Origin of the sequence: Paenibacillus sp. FSL E2-0178 (assembly GCF_038593005.1) — a bacterium.
Taxonomy (GTDB): Bacteria; Bacillota; Bacilli; order Paenibacillales; family Paenibacillaceae; genus Paenibacillus_AQ; species Paenibacillus_AQ phytohabitans.
Map to the genome: position 1 here is coordinate 8,104,633 of NZ_CP151953.1, position 18,030 is coordinate 8,122,662.

Below are 18,030 nucleotides of genomic sequence, written 5' to 3' on the forward strand. Positions count from 1 at the left end.
GGAATGCTTATGCCACAACACTAAGTGTATGCTTCCGGATCAGGTTTCTTTCAATCTGTTTCGGGATGCTAACGCTCACAAAACTTTAGGAGGGTGCCCATTATGTTACCCAGCTTTCATGCGACTACGATTTGTGCGGTAAGACATGACGGTCATGCCGCGATTGCCGGCGATGGTCAGGTTACATTCGGAGAGAGTGTCATTATGAAGACGACGGCCAAGAAGGTCCGCCGCCTGTACAGAGGACAAGTAATTGCCGGTTTTGCGGGCTCCGTAGCGGATGCAATTACTTTGTTTGAGAAGTTTGAGGGTAAGCTGGAAGAGCATCACGGCAATCTGCAGCGGGCTGCAGTAGAACTGGCCAAGGACTGGCGCCAGGATCGTATCCTGCGCAAGCTGGAAGCGCTCATGATCGTAATGGACAAGGAGGGCATGCTGCTTATTTCCGGAAACGGCGAAATTATTGAACCTGATGATGACGTGCTGGCAATTGGCTCCGGCGGCAACTTTGCGCTGGCTTCCGGACGCGCGCTCAAGCGTCATGCATCGCATCTGGGCGCAGCGGATATTGCCAGAGAAGCTCTGCAGATCGCTTCCGAGATCTGTGTGTATACCAACTCCAATATTATTGTCGAACAATTATAGGCATGGTGCCATAGAAAGAGGGAGGAAGTCACAATGGTGAATCAATCGCTTACACCCCGCCAGATCGTAGCAGAGCTGGATAAATATATCGTAGGTCAGAAACAGGCTAAAAAATCGGTGGCCGTTGCTCTCCGCAACCGGTATCGGCGCAGCCTTTTATCCGAAGAGCTCCGGGATGAGGTTGTTCCTAAGAATATTCTCATGATTGGTCCTACAGGTGTCGGCAAAACGGAGATCGCACGGCGTCTGGCCAAGCTGGTCAATGCACCGTTCATCAAAGTGGAAGCCACTAAGTTCACGGAAGTCGGCTACGTAGGCCGTGATGTGGAATCGATGGTCCGTGACCTGGTAGAGACTTCAATCCGTATGGTGAAGCTGGAACGTACCGAGAAGGTGAAGGACCGTGCTGAAGAACTGGCGAACGACCGCATTGTAGCCATACTGGTTCCTTCGACCTCTAAGGGCAAATCGCAGCGCAATCCGTTCGAGATGATTTTTGGCGGCAATAACGGCGGTGCAGAGGAAGCCAAAGAAGAGCCGGAGGACGGTAGTCTGAGCGAGCGCCGCAGAGGCATTAAGTTCAAGCTGCTGGCGGGTCAGCTCGAGGACGATATCATTGAAATCGATGTGGAAGACACCACTCCTTCGATGATGGATATGTTTGCCGGCCAAGGCAATGACCAGATGGGCATGAACATGCAGGAAATGTTCGGCAGCCTGCTGCCTAAGCGTACGAAGAAGCGCAAGCTGCCGATCCGTGAAGCCCGTAAGGTGCTGATTCAGGATGAGGCTGCCAAGCTGATTGATACGGATGATATGATTCAGGAGTCGGTAGCCCGCGCAGAGCAGTCCGGTATTATTTTTATCGATGAGATTGATAAGGTGGCCAGCCAGGGTAAAGGCTCCGGTCCGGATGTATCCCGTGAAGGGGTGCAGCGCGATATCCTGCCTATCGTTGAAGGTTCCACTGTGATGACCAAATACGGGCCTGTGAAGACGGATTACGTATTATTCATTGCTGCAGGAGCTTTTCATATTGCCAAGCCTTCGGACCTAATTCCTGAGCTTCAGGGACGTTTCCCGATCCGTGTGGAGCTGAGCAGTCTTACTCTTGAGGATTTTGTCTCTATTCTGACCGAACCGGAGAACGCGCTGACGAAGCAATATGTTCATCTGCTGCAGACCGAGAACATCGAAATTCAGTTCCAGAAGGAAGCGATTCAGGAAATTGCCAAAATCGCCGCTTCCGTGAATCAGAATATGGAGAATATCGGGGCACGGCGCCTGCATACGATTCTGGAGAAGCTGCTGGAGGACCTATCCTTCGAAGCGCCAGAGCTGACACTGGAGACAATGGTCATTACTCCGGAGTATGTTCGCGAAAAACTGGCAGGAATCGCCCAGGATCGCGATTTAAGCCAATATATCCTTTAAAGCGACAGAGTGTTATCCCGCTAAATTAGGTATTAAGAATTATTGCTATGCAAATTCGATTCGAAAATCATGCATAAAGAGTTAAATAATAGTAATTAAAAGAATTATATGGAATAAAAAAGGTAGAATATTGTAAAAACATGCTTTAAGCCCTCTCTTTTCAGAAAAGATAGGGCTTATTTCTTATTGTAATAATATACAAATTCTAAGAGAATCAATGTATGTGAGATTGACATAAGAATCATCCATCGACAGCGTTCGACCTGCCCTCGACAAATTAATGAAAATTTTAGCTTTTTTTGTCGAAAGTAAGCAGGAATTCGGGGGAAGTTGTGGAATTCTTTTCATTATGATAGGTTTGGAAGGGGGATTACCATGGGTTTGCTGAACAGTGTCAGTTTTCAAAGATTACAGGGAGGCCTAGATGCCGCCACCAAACGACAAAGTGTTCTGGCTAATAACGTTGCAAATGTTGATACGCCGAATTTTAAACGCTCTGATGTCAGTTTTGAAAGTTTCCTGAGACAACAGGAGAGCGGTGTGAAACCTACGCTGAGTGCGAAAGTATCAGACTCCCGGCATTTCCAATTCGGAACAGTAACTGGCGTGCCGGCTGCTGTTGTCAGTACAGATGAGACTACTTCTATGAATAACAACGGCAATAATGTGGATATGGACCGCGAACAGGCGCTGAGCGCCGAGAACCAGCTGAGGTATAACTCTTACGTTGAACAGTTGAACAGTCAGATTACTATGATGCGTACAGTTGTGCAGGGAGGGTAATAAATAATGAACTTTGGTAGCAGCTTTGGAATAAGCGCCTCGGCATTGACTGCCCAGCGCCTGCGGATGGATGTGATTTCCTCCAATATCGCCAATGCCGAGACAACCAGGGCTTCCGTGGTTGACGGCAAAGCCGTACCTTACCGCCGTAAGCTTGTAGTGCTGGAAACAGCCCAGGCTGATAGCTTCTCTAACATACTAGATTCAAAAATGAGCGGCGGCAGCGAAGGTGTTAAAGTGAAGTCGATTATTGAGGATACTTCACCGCTGAAGCCCGTATACAATCCAAGTCATCCGGATGCTGATGTTGACGGATATGTATACATGCCGAATGTGGATCTTACGAAGGAAATGGTGGACATGCTGTCTGCCTCACGTTCTTATGAAGCGAATGTAACGATGCTTAATGCGTCCAAAGCGATGGTGGGTAAGGCGCTCGAAATCGGCCGTTAATTGAATTGATTGATTAGGAGGAGAATAATTGATACAGAACTTATTGATTGGAACTCAGGCTGTACAGCCGCTGGCTATGAAACCCGTAGCTTCAGAAGCTTCAGCCGTCTCCGAAACGGGACAAAGCTTTGGTTCATACTTGGAGAATGCCCTTAATCAGGTGGCGGACCAGGAACAACAGGCTAAAGACATGAGTAACAAATTTGTTTTGGGAGAAGTCAACATTGATGAAGCTATGATTTCGTCCCAACAGGCATTGCTGAGTTTGCAGTTGACTACACAAGTCCGGAACAAAGTAATTGAAGCCTATCAGGAAATTATGAGAACTCAAATCTAAATAATCCTAGCTACGTTTCGGATGGGGTGACACTGTGAATGAAAGATTGGCCCAGTACCGGGAGAAGATCACCCTGTATTGGAACAGATTCAGCGGTAAACAGAAAATATTATTTTTCTCCACTCTGTTTATCATCATAATAATAATCGTAGTTTTGACCATGCAATTATCAAAGACAGAATATGAAGTTGCTTTTCAGGATCTGGACAGTACCGATTCAGCGGGAGTTATGACTTATTTGGATACTTCGGGGATTCCTTACCGTTTAAGTCCGGATGGAAAGAGTATATCAGTACCCAGTACTGACGCCGCGCGCATCAAGATAGCCATTGGCTCGCAGGGGATCGTACAGGAAGGTTCGATCGGGTACAAAGTATTTGATGAATCTTCTTCGATGATTGGGACTACAGACAGTGAATTCAACGTGAAGTACAACAATGCCCTGAACGGCGAAGTTGAGCAGCTGATGAGAAGAATGCAGGGGATTAAAGATGTCAAGGTTCTGATTACCCTGCCGAAGGAAACTGTGTTTGCCTCTCAGGAGGATCAGGAGAAAGCGTTGGCTTCCGTGGTGCTTAGCTTCAATCCCGGATTTAGGCCTACACAGGATAATATCGATGGGTACTTCAATCTCGTAAAGACCGCTGTGCCGAATTTGCCGGTTGACAACATTACGATCACTAATAATGAAGTCGAATTGATGCCGACAGCCAAAGGCGGACAAGCTGGCGTGTCCAGCCAGGTTGAAGAGAACTTCGCTTTGCAGAAGAAATTCGAAGATGATGTCAAGAAAGATGTCAAGCAATTCCTGAGTACGCTCACGGGTCCCGATAAAGTGGATGTTCTGGTGTTCTCCAAGCTCAATTTCGATAAGGAGAACCGTCAGGAAGAAATCGTACTGCCGGTAGATGCGGAGAATATGAAAGGGATTGAGATCAGTTCGCAAATTATCAGCAATACTTATTCGGGTCAAGGGAATACATCCGGTGGGGTTGCTGGTACAGGGTCGGAAGATGTCTCTGGATATCCTTCGGGGACTGACACGGGTACTTCTTCTTCTGAGGAATCGTCGGAGACCAGGAACTATGAAGTGAATCGAATCACTAAAGATATTATTGCAAGCCCATATACTGTTAAAGATTTAACCATTAATGTAGCAGTTGAACCACCTAATGGGCAAACAACTTTGGATGATACAACTTCAGCGGCGATCCAGAATATTCTGGTCAATATTGTCCGTGCTTCGTTGGCAGATTCAGGTATTACTTATACAGACGCCGATTTAACCAAAAAAGTTTCGGTATTCTCGCAACAATTTGGCAGTACTGCGGCGGATGCAGCATCCGGCGGACTGGCTAGCTGGATGATCTGGGCAATTGGCGGAGCCGCATTGCTGGTCGGTGCGGGCGGCGGTTACCTCATCTACCGCAGCCGCAAGAATAAGCAGGAGGAAGAAGCGGAAGATGATATTCCGCTGCAGGTTCCTACCGAGTTTCCTTCTATTAATATGGAGAGCGTGACGAATGAAAGTCAGGTCCGCAAGCAGCTGGAAAGTCTGGCGAAGAAAAAGCCGGATGAATTCGTAAACCTGCTGCGTACATGGCTTGCTGAAGAACAGAGGTGAAGGAATGGCAAAAGCTAGCCAGCAGGGACTTAGCGGCCGTCAAAAGGCGGCGATCCTGCTTATCACACTAGGGCCTGAAGTATCGGCACAAATATTTAAACATTTAAGAGATGAGGAAATCGAGCAGCTGACTCTGGAAATTGCGAATGTCCGTAAGGTGGACAGCGGAGAGAAAGAGTCGATCATGTCAGAATTTCATCAAATCTGTCTGGCTCAAGAATATATCTCTCAAGGCGGTATTAACTATGCCAAGGAGATACTCGAGAAAGCACTGGGTTCAGCCAAAGCGCTTGAAGTTATTAACCGATTAACGGCGACGCTGCAGGTAAGACCGTTCGATTTTGCCCGCAAAGCGGACCCGAACCAGATTCTCAACTTTATCCAGAACGAAAATGTCCAGACTATTGCACTAGTACTCTCTTATTTGCAGTTTGAACAAGCTGCCTCTATCCTGTCTTCCCTTCCTCAGGAGAAGCAGGCCGAGGTTGCCCGGAGAATAGCGATTATGGACAGCACCTCTCCTGAGGTTGTTACGCAAATTGAACGGGTTCTGGAACAGAAGCTGTCGGCTACAGTTACCCAGGATTATACAAATGCCGGCGGTATTGAATCGATTGTACAGATTCTGAACGGTGTTGACCGTGGTACGGAACGTACCATTCTCGACTCGCTGGAAATACAGGATCCGGAGTTGGCGGAAGAAATCAAGAAGCGGATGTTCGTCTTCGAGGATATCGTCAATGTGGACAACCGTTCAATCCAGCGCATCATCAAGGATATCGACAATGCGGATTTGCAGCTTGCGCTCAAGGTGGCCAGCGAGGAAGTGCGGGATGTTATTTTCCGCAATATGTCCAAGCGTATGGCCGAAACCTTCCGCGAAGAAATGGAATACATGGGTCCTGTGCGGCTGCGTGATGTGGAAGAAGCACAGACCCGCATCGTAGGCACGATCCGCAGACTCGAAGAGTCTGGTGAAATTATCATCGCCCGTGGCGGAGGAGATGACATTATTGTCTAAGCTGATTAAACATTCTCAATATGTTCCGGTAGATGTGCTGAAGCGGCTGGAGCAGGCCAGACATCATGCAGGGCTTACCGAAGATCCTGTTGCCGAGGAGGCTCCAGGCGAAGTCCACTATCAGGATCCCGCCAGGGAAGCGGCAGAGCAGGCACGCAAGCAAATGCTGAAAGATGCCCAGGAGTTTGCTGAAGGGCAGGTCAGCAGTGCATCTCAGGAAGCCGAGAATATTATGGAATCAGCACGGAATGAAGCTGAAGAATGGTGGCGGCAGCGCAGGGAGCAGGATGAGCATCTTGTGGAAGCCGTCAAGTCCGAAGGATTTCAGCAAGGCTACCAGGAGGGTCTTGCCCATGCGGAGCAGGAGATGTCCCAGCGGCTTGCCGAGATGATGGAGGAAGCAAGAACTGTACTTCAGGAAGCTTACCGGGCAAGAGATGTAATTATTCAGGAAGCTGAACCTTTTCTGGTAGAGCTGAGCTGCGATATCGCCGAGAAAATAGTGGACAAGCAGCTGACCGTGGAACCGCAATTTGCAATGGAACTGATCCGCAAGAATCTGGCCCGTAAGCGCGAGCAGGGATTGATTTCCTTATGTGTCTCTCCGGCGCAGTTCGCGTTTGTCAACGCGGCGCGGGAAGAGCTTTCACTCGCCGTGGACTCACAGGCTGAGCTGCAGATTCTTCCGGATTCAACGGTTAAGGATCAGGGCTGTGTCATCCGCTCCTCCTTTGGCAGCATCGACGCACGTGTGGATACCCAGCTGGCTGAGATCAAAAAAGAACTGCTGCGAATCGCCCTGGACGTAGGTGAACACAGAAATGGGGAAGACGATGCTTGACAGCGGAAGGTACAAAGAACAGCTGCGTAATTTTGACCCGGTCCGGATTAACGGCAAGGTTACCCAGGTCATCGGACTGATGGTGGAGTCGGAAGGTCCGGATGCCAGCATCGGTGATGTGTGTTTTATTTATCCCGCCAAAGGAACTAAACCGCTTCAGGCAGAGGTCGTAGGGTTTCGTGACAACAAGGTGCTGTTGATGCCGCTTGGAGAACTGCAGGCCATCGGGCCTGGCTGTGATGTTGTCGGCACAGGTAAGCCGCTGAGTGTGCAGGTGGGCTCGGAGCTGCTGGGCAAGGTGCTTGACGGTTTGGGCCAGCCGCTTGACGGCTCACTCATTCCCGCCCGTATGCCGCACAGTTCGACCTTCAACATTCCTTCCAATCCGCTTAACCGTCCGCGTGTAGCTGAACCTATCAGCATCGGGGTCAGGGCGATTGACGGACTTCTCACCATCGGTAAAGGACAGCGGGTCGGCATTTTTGCAGGCTCTGGCGTCGGCAAGAGCACACTGATGGGAATGATTGCCCGTAACACTTCGGCAGATGTGAATGTTATTGCCCTTATCGGTGAGCGGGGCAGGGAAGTGCTTGATTTCATTGAGCGCGACCTGGGGCCGGAAGGGCTGCAGCGTTCGGTGGTTATCGTGGCTACTTCGGATCAGCCGGCGCTGATCCGGATCAAAGGTGCCTTGATCGCCACTACAATCGCCGAATACTTCCGTGACCGCGGACTGAATGTCATGCTGATGATGGACTCGGTTACCCGTTATGCCATGGCCCAGCGCGAGGTTGGGCTGGCGGTAGGTGAACCTCCTGCAATGAGAGGGTACACCCCGTCGGTGTTTGCCAGTCTGCCTAAGCTGCTGGAACGGGCCGGAACAGGCCCCACAGGGTCCATCACCGCATTTTATACAGTGCTGGTTGACGGTGACGATATGAACGAGCCGATCGCCGATGCTGTGCGCGGTATCCTGGATGGACATATTGTCCTGAACCGGAATATCGCGAATAAAGGACATTTCCCGGCAATCGATGTTCTCTCCAGCATCAGCCGTGTGATGAAGGATATAGCACCGGAAGAGCAGATTGCTGCAGCCGAGAATGTAAAGCGGCTTATGGCGGTCTATAAGGATTCCGAGGATCTGATCAATATCGGAGCTTACCAAAGAGGCTCGAACGCCCAAATCGATGAATCGATGCATTACATCGACAGCATCTGGGATTTCACCAAGCAAAAAGTGAATGAGAAGGTAACCCTTAGCGAAGTGCAGCAGTCTTTAATTTCACAGTTCTCGAGGAGTTGATTGATCATGAGATTCCATTATACTTTTCAAAAAGTGGTGGACTTGAAGGGTAACGAAAAAACACAGGCAGAGTGGATGCTCTCAAGCGCGCTCGGAGAACTGCAGGCACAGGAAAAAAGCCTTGATGAATTAATTATACAGCGCAATGCGGTAATGTCGTCTTTACAGAGTGCAGCTGAGCAAAAGACACCTATGGCTAAGCTTCGCGAAATGCAGGATTATGTGGATTATCTGGATAAGTGCATTGCCCGCAAGCATTCCGATATCAGCCGGGCGCATACAGAGGTTCAGAGCAAGCAGGACCATCTCAGTACCAAGGTTCTGGATGAGAAGGTATGGCTCAAGGCCAAAGACAAAGCACAAACAGCATTTCTGCAGAATATGAGTTTACGGGAACAAAACGAACTGGATGAGATGGCTACCGTCCGCTTCGCGATGAAATCCCTCTAACCCGGGAGGTTTCCGCTAGTGGCAAATAATCAAATGGAACTTGAAGATGAAGGGTCGGCAGGTAAATTCGAGCGTTTTTTATTCTTGATGATTCCGATCATCTTCACGCTTGTACTGCTTGGAGTACTGTTGACCCTATTTAATATGGACATCCGGAATAATGTCCTTGAGATTGCGAACAAGATTCCTGTGGTGGAGAAATGGGTGCCTGAACCTGCCCCGGATCCGGATTCGGATACCGCCGGAGAAACCGCAGATGATCCGCAAGCTGAAAGTAAAGAGCAGGCTGCGAGTTCGGAGAGCACGATTAAAGAGCTGAAATCTCAGCTTAACGCGCAGGCAGCGCAGCTGAAACAGACAGAAGAAGACAAGGCGTCCGAGGCTAACAAAGCTGAGGCGCTTCAGAAGCAGATTGACGGGATGAAGGAAGCAGCGGCGGCAGTTGCAGCCACTGAGGAAGAGGAAGATCCATATCTCAAGCAGGTTACGGATCTGGCCAAGCTGTACGCGGGAATGAAGGCCTCCAAAGCTGCACCGATTATGGAGAACTTGACCACAGATGAAATGGTCCAAATCTTCAGTGTGATGAGCAATGCCAGCAAAACGGCCATCCTGGAAAAAATGGACCCGAAAAAAGCTGCGGATGTGTCTATAAAGCTAAAAGAAACAACGAATTCAACCGATATGGCTATTGCAGCCCTTCAATCGAGACTGAAACAGGATGAAGCCGGTACAACCACGGCTGCAGCCTCAGCTAATCTTGATCAGGAAAAGCTCAGCCAGACTTTTACCTCAATGCCTGCTGCTGACGCGGCTACACTGCTGGGTTCGATGTACAGTATTAGCCCGGATAAGGTCATCACCATACTGAATACAGTCAGTGATACTGTCCGCTCCTCTATCCTGGGGGAGATGACCAAGAATGACAGCGCACAGACAGCCAAAATTGTAAACCGGCTGATGGGCGGTAAATAACACTTGAAGGGAGGTGAAAAAGATGAGTTTAATCGTACAAACATTAAGTGCAGGTAACCTGGTTGCTGCCGGTGGAACGTCAACGGGTACCAGTGGAACTGCCAGTACGGCTACACCTTTTGCCCAGACGCTTGTACAAAGCATGGGAGGCACTGCTGCTAAAGGGACGGAAGCACCTGTATTAGGCAATCTGGCTTCCTTGCTGCAGGGTCTTCTGAACGCGGTACAGACCAAGGGTGAAGAGTCCGCCAGCACGGACGCCAAGAAATCAGAACTTCTGGAAGGCCTAACTCAGGACATGGAGAATCTGGATGCAGGTCTGGAGGCTGATCCCGCACTGCTTGCTGCTCTTCAAGGGTGGATTCTTCAAGTGTCGGCGCTCTTATCCGGTAATACTCCGGCTGAACAGACGGATGCATCAGACACTGGAGCAGTAGCATCAACAGGTCTGTCGCCAATTGCCCAGAACCCGGAAACCCTGCGCTTTGCAGTCCAGGATGAGCTGAACAGCCTGGTCCAACTGGTTCAGGATGCAGCTGTTAGCGGAAGTGAAGAAACAGCAGCCAAAGGTGCTGCACTGTTGAATCAATTCTCGGCTATTCTGGCTGAAAGCGTGCCTGCCGATAACAAACCCAAGCTTAAGACAGTAAGTACAACAGAGGTTTCGTCAGCATCGCTTAAGCAGGCATCCGGAACAGAAACCAAACAGAATGTTGATGATAGTAGAAGAGTAGTTTCAAACATCCGTACATTTTTGGATGCCGCAGTTAAGACGGAATCTGCTCCAGTACCAGCAGCAGTAAACGGTACAACCGTAACTGCAGAAGAAAGCCCTCAGGTTCCTACCGCGGGGATAGCTACAGTCAAGGAGACGGCAACTGCCGAGGAAGCTTTGCCGGCCGTCAAAACATCAGCTGACGAGCCTGAAATCGTTACAGCAGGCCAGTTATCAATCAGTAACGGAATTTCCGCACCACTGAAAGCACCATCCTCTCCAGTGCCGGTTCAGCAATTCGCTCAGGAAATGAACACTTTTATCAGCGGTAAATTGGAGATCGTCAAAAAGGGCGGAGTAGCTGAGGCTACAATCACCTTATTCCCGGAGAATCTTGGACAAGTCGATGTGAAAATATCGATGCAAAATGGTAATCTGGTTGCCCAATTCCTGACCCAGCATAGCGGGACGAAGGATATTCTTGAGCAGCAGATGAACCAGCTTCGTTTAGCTTTACAGTCCCAAGGCCTACAGGTAGAAAGACTTGAGGTAACCCAGAACAACCCATCGGCTCAGTCACAATGGACCGGACAGCAGGGTCAACATACGGGAGCTGGCGGACAACAGCAGGGCAGACGCTCTAGAGAGCGCCAGGAAGAATCAGCAGATGCGGTGCTAGCCGCAGAGCTTAATGGAGAATGGAAAGATTGGGTCTCGGCTACGCAGCAAGATAATAATCAGAACGGCAGTTTTTCAGCCAAAGTATAATAACTGGACAAGCGAGGTGAAATGAAATGGCAACAACGAATCCCGTTTCCGGCAGTAACTCATGGAATTACGTATCGGATAGTTCAACTACCAAGACAACAGGCAGCTCGACACTGGGCAAGGATCAATTTCTTAAAATATTGATTACCCAGCTGCAGAATCAGGACCCGATGCAGCCGATGGAGGATAAGGAATTTATCGCCCAGATGGCCCAGTTCTCATCTGTCGAACAGCTAATGAACATTTCCACCCAGCTTACGGCACTGAATCAGTCACTAGGTTCTGTATCCGGTCTGATCGGCAAAGATGTCACTTGGACAGATGCCCAAACCAAATTACCAAAATCAGGCAATGTAGAATCCATTGTTGTAAGCAGCGGTGTACAGTACGCGGTAGTAGGCAGTGAGCGGATCGCCTTAACAGATATCACGCAAATTCAGAATCCTTCTGCTGAACCGGCAGCGGGCAGTGATACTTCAACGGGCGGCGGGGAGAGCGGGGCGACCACATGAGCGACAGACTGACAATAGGCCAGCTGTATCCGTCTAGTGTACACCCTTCAACACTTCAGCGTCAGCAGTCAGCCAAGTGCTCTGTAAGCTCTGAAGCTTCATTTGAGAGCGTGCTGCAGAAGAATATGCTGAAGTTCAGCAATCATGCGGCAAAGCGGCTTGAACAGCGGGGAATCGAGCTTGGCAGCCGACAATTGGATCAGATCTCGTCCGCGGTAGACAAGGCAGCGGCCAAGGGAAGCAAAGAATCGCTGATCCTGATGAAAGATATGGCGTTAATCGTAAGTGTTGCCAACCGCACCGTAGTTACAGCTATGGATGGAAACTCTATGAAAGATAATGTATTTACGCAGATTGACAGTGCAGTAATTATTTCATAAACCGGCTGGTCCTAACTGGAGAGCCGGAATGTCCGCCGACCGACTGACGCGGGCATCACTCCAATTTCCATCATTCTAATTTTAAGAGTCTTCAAAGACTCTAAATCCGGGAGGACGACAAATAATGTTAAGATCTATGTATTCAGGAGTATCTGGTATGCGCGGGTTCCAGACTAAGCTGGACGTTATCGGTAACAATATTGCCAACGTCAACACCATCGGTTTCAAATCAGGCCGTGTAATGTTCAAAGACATCATGAGCCAGACGGTATCCGGTGTTACGGCACCTGTTGATGGCGGACAAGGCGGGGTTAATGCCAAACAGATTGGACTAGGGGTAAGCATTGGTTCTGTGGACACGATGCATTTGGCGGGCAGTGCCATGACAACTAATAACCCTACGGATCTGCGGATTGACGGAGACGGATTCTTCCTGGTAAAACTCACGGATGATCAGGAGACGCCTTTCCTTACACGCGCAGGAGATTTTCATGTGGATTCTAACCGTAATCTCATTACTTCCGATGGTCTTCATGTCGTGAGTGTTGATGGGGAATCCATTCAGTTGCCTGAAGAGGCTACCGCATTCTCTATTTCAAGTGACGGTACCATTGTTCAGACGATGGCTGACGGGACGACTGAACAAGGGGTTCAAATCGCCGTTGCCAAAGTTAGCAATCCGCAAGGTCTTGAGAAAATCGGCGGCAATCTGTACCGGATGACGTTGAATGCCAACGCAGAGGGGGCGCTGGAACCGACTACTGCCAACAATGCTGAAGTGGGAACAGGCTCAATTGTTGCCGGCCAGCTGGAAATGTCTAACGTCGATCTGACGAACGAGTTCACGGAGATGATCGTGTCACAACGTGGTTTCCAGGCGAACTCACGTATTATTACAACTTCAGATGAAGTACTCCAGGAAGTTGTTAACCTCAAGCGTTAAGTTTTTGAAGGTTAGTCATAAACTTGCTGTATAATAATAACTTTCCGCTTGAGGCGGTATTGTTATTATAGTCGTGGGGGGGACTCCTCCCCCTATTTTGTTAGGAGGCCTGTTATGATTTCGGTAACAAGATTGAATGGGGCGGCGATGTGGTTAAATGCCCTGCTGGTTGAAATGGTTGAAGAATCTCCGGATACGTATATCACGCTCGTAACCGGTAAAAGGCTGATTGTGCTTGAAAAGGCTGATGAAGTCATTGAGAAGATCAAGGAATACAACAGGGACATAGGCACACATGCTGCCACCATTAAAGTCCAATCGATGGAGGAGCTTTCATGAAGAAGATGATGCCATGGCTCATTACGATTTTACTGGCGATTACGCTCATTGTAGTAGCCGCATTTTTACTAATGGACAGGTTTTTCCCCAGTGATGCGAATGATGTGAATCAGGCTGTCCAGAACGTGGAAGCCAAGAGACTAAGCGCGGATGAAATCGTCGCCTTGACGGCGGAAATCACTGATATCAAAACTAATCTTGCCGATCCCGATTATATCCTTTCAGTTGACATCGCGTTTCAGCTAGATTCAGCGAAGTCCAAGGAAGAATTCGAAAAGATAAAAGCTATTAAAATTGCACCGCTTATTATCAAAGCGATTGCCGATGCCCGGCCTGAGGATTTAAACGGGGCCAGCGGCAAAGATCAATTCAGCAGCAAACTGGTGAACATAATCAATAAGAATTTGACTGAAGGCACGATTACCCAGATCGAATTCACCAAATTCATCTTGGCACCAATGTAACTGCTGGCGGGATAATTCTTTGATGGGGGGGTGATTGAAATTGGTTGATGTACTATCACAAAATGAAATTGATGCTCTGCTCGCTGCACTCTCATCCGGTGAAATGGATGCTGATGAACTAAAAAAAGAAGAAACCCAGAAAAAAATCCGCTCTTACGATTTCAAACGGGCCGTACGCTTCTCCAAAGATCATATCCGCAGTCTTACCCGGATCCATGATAACTTTGCCCGCTACCTTACAACGTACTTTTCGGCCCAATTGCGCACTTTTGTACAAATCAGTGTCGTTCAAGTAGAGCAGCTCCCTTATGATGAGTTTATCCGCTCCATTCCCAAAATGACGATACTGAATATTTTTGAAGCCGAACCTTTAGAGGGCCGAATGGTTATGGAGGTGCATCCGAATATTGCCTTTGCCATGCTGGACAGACTGCTTGGCGGATTTGGTACAGCACCTTCGAAGATTAACGCCCTGACTGAAATCGAAACGACAATTATGGAGAGAATTTTCAGCAGATGTTTCGAAAGTCTGCAGGAAGCCTGGAAGACAGTTCTGGACATTCATCCACGGATGGAAGCACTGGAAACGAATCCGCAGTTTATGCAAATTGTATCGCCAAATGAAACGATTGCTCTTATCTCCCTCAGCACCAAAATTGGAGATACCACCGGGATGATCAACCTCTGTATCCCTCACGTTGTTCTTGAGCCGATTATGTCGAGGCTGTCTGTTCACCAGTGGTTTGTATCCGAGAAGAAGGTGCGGGATGAGGTTGAGCTTGAAGCCATCCGGGCAAGAGTTCACCGGGCTCAGCTTCCGATAGTAGCAGAGCTGGGTGAATCGAGGTTATCCATTGCTGAATTTCTCGGGCTCAGTGTCGGCGACGTGATTTCTCTTAACAAGACTGTGGATTCCGGACTGTCAATCAAGGTAGGGGACAAGCTGAAATTCATCGGAAGTCCTGGGATAATCAAAGAACGAGTGGCTGTGCAAATAGACGAGATTGTCAGCGAAGGGGTTGAAGAGTTTGACGAGTAAAGATTATTTGTCCCAAGAAGAGATAGATGCTCTTCTTAGACAGTCTGCGGAAGGTAACCTGGCTCCCTCGCCGAAGACAGTGGATGATTATTTAACACCTTTTGAACAGGATGCTCTGGGAGAGATTGGAAATATTACATTCGGCAGTGCAGCGACTGCGCTGTCCACTCTGCTCGGCAAAAAGGTTGATATTACGACTCCAAAGGTATCGATTATTACCCGCAGTGAGTTCGAGGAAGCATTCCCTAAACCTCATGTCGCAGTCCATGTACAGTATGTGGACGGTTTCCAGGGGATCAATTCACTGGTCATCAAGATCAGGGATGCACAGGTTATTGCCGATTTAATGCTTGGCGGTGAAGGTGAACCCAAAGACGAGGAATTGAATGAAATTCATATCAGCGCCGTGCAGGAAGCCATGAATCAGATGATGGGCTCATCCGCTACTTCCATGTCGACTATATTTAACAGATTCGTCAATATTTCTCCTCCAGGCATCGATATTCTAAATATGTCCAGTGGAGAAGGGGTTGGAAGCCTGCCGGATGATGAAACATTAATCCAGATTTCGTTCCGGCTGAAGATCGGCGATTTGATCGATTCCACGATTATGCAGCTGCTGCCGGTACCGTTCGCCAAAGACATGGTGACCATGCTATTGGGCGATGTCAGCCAGGCTGACCAGGAAGCGGCGGTTGCATCGACCACAACACCTCCCAAACCCGCCGCTGCACCAGAACCTGCTCCGGCAGCACCTCCGGTACAGCAGCAGATGCCGGCACCTGACCCAGGAGGGATCCCTCCTCAATATCCGCCGCAGGGGATGCCGCCATATCCGGGAATGCCTGAAGGTGGCTATTATTATCCTCCGGCCGGTATGCCAGCCTATGGAATGCCGGGAATGCCGCCTTACGGAATGCCGCCTCAAGGAATGCCATATCCGCAGGCGCCGCAGCAGAATTCTGCACCTAATCGCAATGTGAATGTACAGCCGGTACAATTTGCCAACCTCAGTGCAGGTGCTTTTGGCAATATTGACGAAAATAATTTAAATTTATTGATGGACATACCACTGAGAGTAACCGTAGAATTAGGAAGGACCCAGAAGCAGATCAAAGATATTCTGGAAATGTCGCAAGGTTCGATTATCGAACTGGACAAACTGGCGGGCGAGCCTGTTGACATTCTGGTTAACAACAAGCTCATTGCCAAGGGGGAAGTCGTAGTTATAGACGAAAACTTCGGTGTCCGCGTTACGGATATCGTCAGCCAGTGGGACCGTATACAAAAATTACAATAAGCATACTTAGGGAGGATTTTGTAAAAATGGCTAACCGAATTCTAATCGTGGACGATGCAGCATTTATGAGAATGATGATCCGGGACATTTTGTCGAAGAACGGATTTGAGGTAGTGGGTGAAGCCCAGGACGGTTCACAGGCTATAGAGAAATTTAAGGAACTGCGTCCGGATCTGATCACGATGGATATCACCATGCCTGAAATGGACGGAATCGCCGCCCTAAAAGAAATCAAAAAAGTAGATGCCAATGCCAAAGTCATCATGTGTTCAGCCATGGGTCAGCAGGCTATGGTCATTGATGCAATTCAAGCCGGAGCGAAGGACTTTATCGTTAAGCCTTTCCAGGCTGACCGTGTAATTGAAGCTATCAACAAAACGTTGGGTGTGTAGGAAACAGGTATGTTAGCCAATTCCGGAACGCTCGGAGACGGTAGTAATGCCCTGCTGAATTTGCTCAAAGTTGTTTTCGTTCTTGCAGTAATTGTCATTCTTATCGTGCTGCTGATCCGTTTTCTGGGACGCCGCAATCAGACAATGATGAGCGGCCGTTCCATCCGTACACTTGGTGCGATGGGGCTTGGTCCGAATAAGTCGATTCAGATCATCGAACTCGGCGGCAGCCTCTATCTGATCGGAGTGGGTGAGAATATATCTATGATGGATAAAATCACCGATCCGGCAGAAGTTGCTTTAATCATTTCCGCATTCGAAGATCAAACGTCAGGAACTGACAACTTTATTACACCGCTTATCGCCAAAATCAAATCCAAGCTGCGCGGTGAAGTCCCGTCCCAGGAAATTGAACTTAATGAGACTTCGTCTTTCTATGAGACGCTGCAGTCGAAGCTTGCGCTTGCGCCTGAGCGTAAAGAGAAGCTCGAAGAGTTGCTGCGGGATGATGACCTTAAGAATGAGTCGAGGGATTTATGAAAAAAAAGCTGATTCTTTCGTTACTGCTTCTAGGTATATTCAGTATTGTTCTTCTGCATCCGGTTCACGCGGATCCTATTCCCAACATTAGTATTCAGGTCGGTGATAACGATACTGCAAGCGGTGGCACGAGTTCAATTTCCATACTGCTGCTGGTAACGGTTCTGAGCATAGCTCCTTCATTTCTGGTGTTAATGACAAGCTTTACCCGGATAGTGATCGTACTGGGGTTCGTAAGAACTTCGCTTGGTACGCAGCAAATGCCCCCAAACCAGGTGCTTGTGGGACTGGCTCTGTTTCTGACCCTGTTTATTATGTCACCGACGTTGGCAACAGTGAATGAAACGGCCTTACAGCCGTATATGAAAGGCACGCTGACCCAGAGCGAGGCGCTCAATAAAGCGCAGGAACCGCTGAAGGAATTTATGTTCAAGCAGACCAATACCAAGGATCTGCTGCTGTTCATGAACTATACCGGCAACAATGCTACGGTCAAACCAGCCAGCTACAATGATATCCCTTTGACAGTTATGGTACCGGCGTTTGCGATTGGTGAGATGAAAAAAGCGTTTATGATGGGCTTTATGATTTTTATACCCTTTCTCATTATTGATATCGTAGTATCCAGTACGCTAATGGCCATGGGGATGATGATGCTGCCGCCGGTCATGATATCCTTGCCTTTCAAAATTATGCTCTTTGTGCTAGTGGACGGCTGGTACCTAGTAGTCAAGTCACTGCTGCTAAGTTTTAACACCTGACCCTTAAG

At 48.7% G+C, this 18,030-nt stretch carries 22 protein-coding genes; all 22 read left to right on the top strand.

The genetic code is table 11. From position 1 onward, the window contains the following. Positions 1–102: 102 nt before the first annotated feature. The 22 genes from hslV (at position 103) to fliP (ending at position 18,022) form a co-directional block, all read left to right on the top strand. Positions 103–645, top strand: a complete 543-nt coding sequence (gene hslV / locus MHI42_RS35030) for an ATP-dependent protease subunit HslV (RefSeq protein WP_039295147.1) — start codon at positions 103–105, stop codon at positions 643–645. Between the two features lie 33 nt (positions 646–678). After that, entirely contained in the window at positions 679–2,079 is a 1,401-nt protein-coding gene (gene hslU, locus MHI42_RS35035; RefSeq protein WP_039295151.1) for an ATP-dependent protease ATPase subunit HslU, read from the top strand. 375 nt (positions 2,080–2,454) lie between these two features. Beyond that, positions 2,455–2,862 (top strand): flagellar basal body rod protein FlgB, encoded by a 408-nt coding sequence (gene flgB / locus MHI42_RS35040; protein ID WP_039295153.1) that lies wholly within the window; start codon positions 2,455–2,457, stop codon positions 2,860–2,862. 6 nt (positions 2,863–2,868) lie between these two features. After that, a complete protein-coding gene (gene flgC, locus MHI42_RS35045; protein WP_042138162.1) occupies positions 2,869–3,315 on the top strand; it encodes a flagellar basal body rod protein FlgC in 447 nt (148 codons plus the stop codon). A gap of 28 nt (positions 3,316–3,343) precedes the next feature. Then, positions 3,344–3,652: a flagellar hook-basal body complex protein FliE gene (gene fliE / locus MHI42_RS35050; protein WP_039295158.1), complete on the top strand. Its 309-nt coding sequence runs from the start codon at positions 3,344–3,346 to the stop codon at positions 3,650–3,652. 34 nt (positions 3,653–3,686) lie between these two features. Next, positions 3,687–5,276, top strand: coding sequence for a flagellar basal-body MS-ring/collar protein FliF (gene fliF, locus MHI42_RS35055; protein WP_342422172.1), 1,590 nt, complete (start codon positions 3,687–3,689; stop codon positions 5,274–5,276). A 4-nt stretch (positions 5,277–5,280) separates the two neighbouring features. Next, positions 5,281–6,297, top strand: coding sequence for a flagellar motor switch protein FliG (gene fliG, locus MHI42_RS35060; RefSeq protein ID WP_036692485.1), 1,017 nt, complete (start codon positions 5,281–5,283; stop codon positions 6,295–6,297). Beyond that, a complete protein-coding gene (locus tag MHI42_RS35065; protein ID WP_342422173.1) occupies positions 6,290–7,138 on the top strand; it encodes a FliH/SctL family protein in 849 nt (282 codons plus the stop codon). Before fliG ends, MHI42_RS35065 begins: the two co-directional genes overlap by 8 nt. Continuing rightward, positions 7,119–8,444, top strand: a complete 1,326-nt coding sequence (fliI, locus tag MHI42_RS35070; RefSeq protein WP_231637677.1) for a flagellar protein export ATPase FliI — start codon at positions 7,119–7,121, stop codon at positions 8,442–8,444. Before MHI42_RS35065 ends, fliI begins: the two co-directional genes overlap by 20 nt. A gap of 6 nt (positions 8,445–8,450) precedes the next feature. After that, on the top strand, positions 8,451–8,894 hold the full coding sequence (gene fliJ, locus MHI42_RS35075) for a flagellar export protein FliJ (protein ID WP_171716092.1): 444 nt from the start codon (positions 8,451–8,453) through the stop codon (positions 8,892–8,894). 18 nt (positions 8,895–8,912) lie between these two features. Next, positions 8,913–9,869 (top strand): kinesin, encoded by a 957-nt coding sequence (locus MHI42_RS35080; RefSeq protein ID WP_342422174.1) that lies wholly within the window; start codon positions 8,913–8,915, stop codon positions 9,867–9,869. 22 nt (positions 9,870–9,891) lie between these two features. Further along, positions 9,892–11,352: a flagellar hook-length control protein FliK gene (locus MHI42_RS35085; protein ID WP_342422175.1), complete on the top strand. Its 1,461-nt coding sequence runs from the start codon at positions 9,892–9,894 to the stop codon at positions 11,350–11,352. A 26-nt stretch (positions 11,353–11,378) separates the two neighbouring features. After that, a complete protein-coding gene (gene flgD / locus MHI42_RS35090; RefSeq protein WP_342422176.1) occupies positions 11,379–11,864 on the top strand; it encodes a flagellar hook assembly protein FlgD in 486 nt (161 codons plus the stop codon). After that, the gene (locus MHI42_RS35095) at positions 11,861–12,244 is read left to right on the top strand and encodes a TIGR02530 family flagellar biosynthesis protein (protein WP_342422177.1); all 384 of its coding nucleotides are present in this window, start codon (positions 11,861–11,863) and stop codon (positions 12,242–12,244) included. Before flgD ends, MHI42_RS35095 begins: the two co-directional genes overlap by 4 nt. A gap of 124 nt (positions 12,245–12,368) precedes the next feature. After that, entirely contained in the window at positions 12,369–13,187 is an 819-nt protein-coding gene (gene flgG / locus MHI42_RS35100) for a flagellar basal body rod protein FlgG (RefSeq protein ID WP_171716089.1), read from the top strand. Positions 13,188–13,301: 114 nt separating this feature from the next. Beyond that, a complete protein-coding gene (locus tag MHI42_RS35105; protein WP_039295177.1) occupies positions 13,302–13,526 on the top strand; it encodes a flagellar FlbD family protein in 225 nt (74 codons plus the stop codon). Continuing rightward, the gene (locus tag MHI42_RS35110; RefSeq protein ID WP_039295180.1) at positions 13,523–13,990 is read left to right on the top strand and encodes a flagellar basal body-associated FliL family protein; all 468 of its coding nucleotides are present in this window, start codon (positions 13,523–13,525) and stop codon (positions 13,988–13,990) included. Before MHI42_RS35105 ends, MHI42_RS35110 begins: the two co-directional genes overlap by 4 nt. A gap of 40 nt (positions 13,991–14,030) precedes the next feature. Further along, a complete protein-coding gene (gene fliM, locus MHI42_RS35115; RefSeq protein WP_039295181.1) occupies positions 14,031–15,029 on the top strand; it encodes a flagellar motor switch protein FliM in 999 nt (332 codons plus the stop codon). Continuing rightward, positions 15,019–16,329 carry a flagellar motor switch phosphatase FliY gene (gene fliY, locus MHI42_RS35120; protein WP_342422178.1) on the top strand — a complete coding sequence of 437 codons (1,311 nt, stop codon included), beginning with the start codon at positions 15,019–15,021 and terminating at the stop codon, positions 16,327–16,329. The genes fliM and fliY overlap by 11 nt, the downstream gene beginning before the upstream one ends. 26 nt (positions 16,330–16,355) lie before the next feature. Further along, positions 16,356–16,721: a response regulator gene (locus MHI42_RS35125; RefSeq protein ID WP_019910416.1), complete on the top strand. Its 366-nt coding sequence runs from the start codon at positions 16,356–16,358 to the stop codon at positions 16,719–16,721. Between the two features lie 9 nt (positions 16,722–16,730). Beyond that, a complete protein-coding gene (locus tag MHI42_RS35130; RefSeq protein WP_171716086.1) occupies positions 16,731–17,261 on the top strand; it encodes a flagellar biosynthetic protein FliO in 531 nt (176 codons plus the stop codon). After that, positions 17,258–18,022: a flagellar type III secretion system pore protein FliP gene (gene fliP, locus MHI42_RS35135; protein WP_039295192.1), complete on the top strand. Its 765-nt coding sequence runs from the start codon at positions 17,258–17,260 to the stop codon at positions 18,020–18,022. The genes MHI42_RS35130 and fliP overlap by 4 nt, the downstream gene beginning before the upstream one ends. The last annotated feature ends 8 nt before the right edge of the window (positions 18,023–18,030 follow it).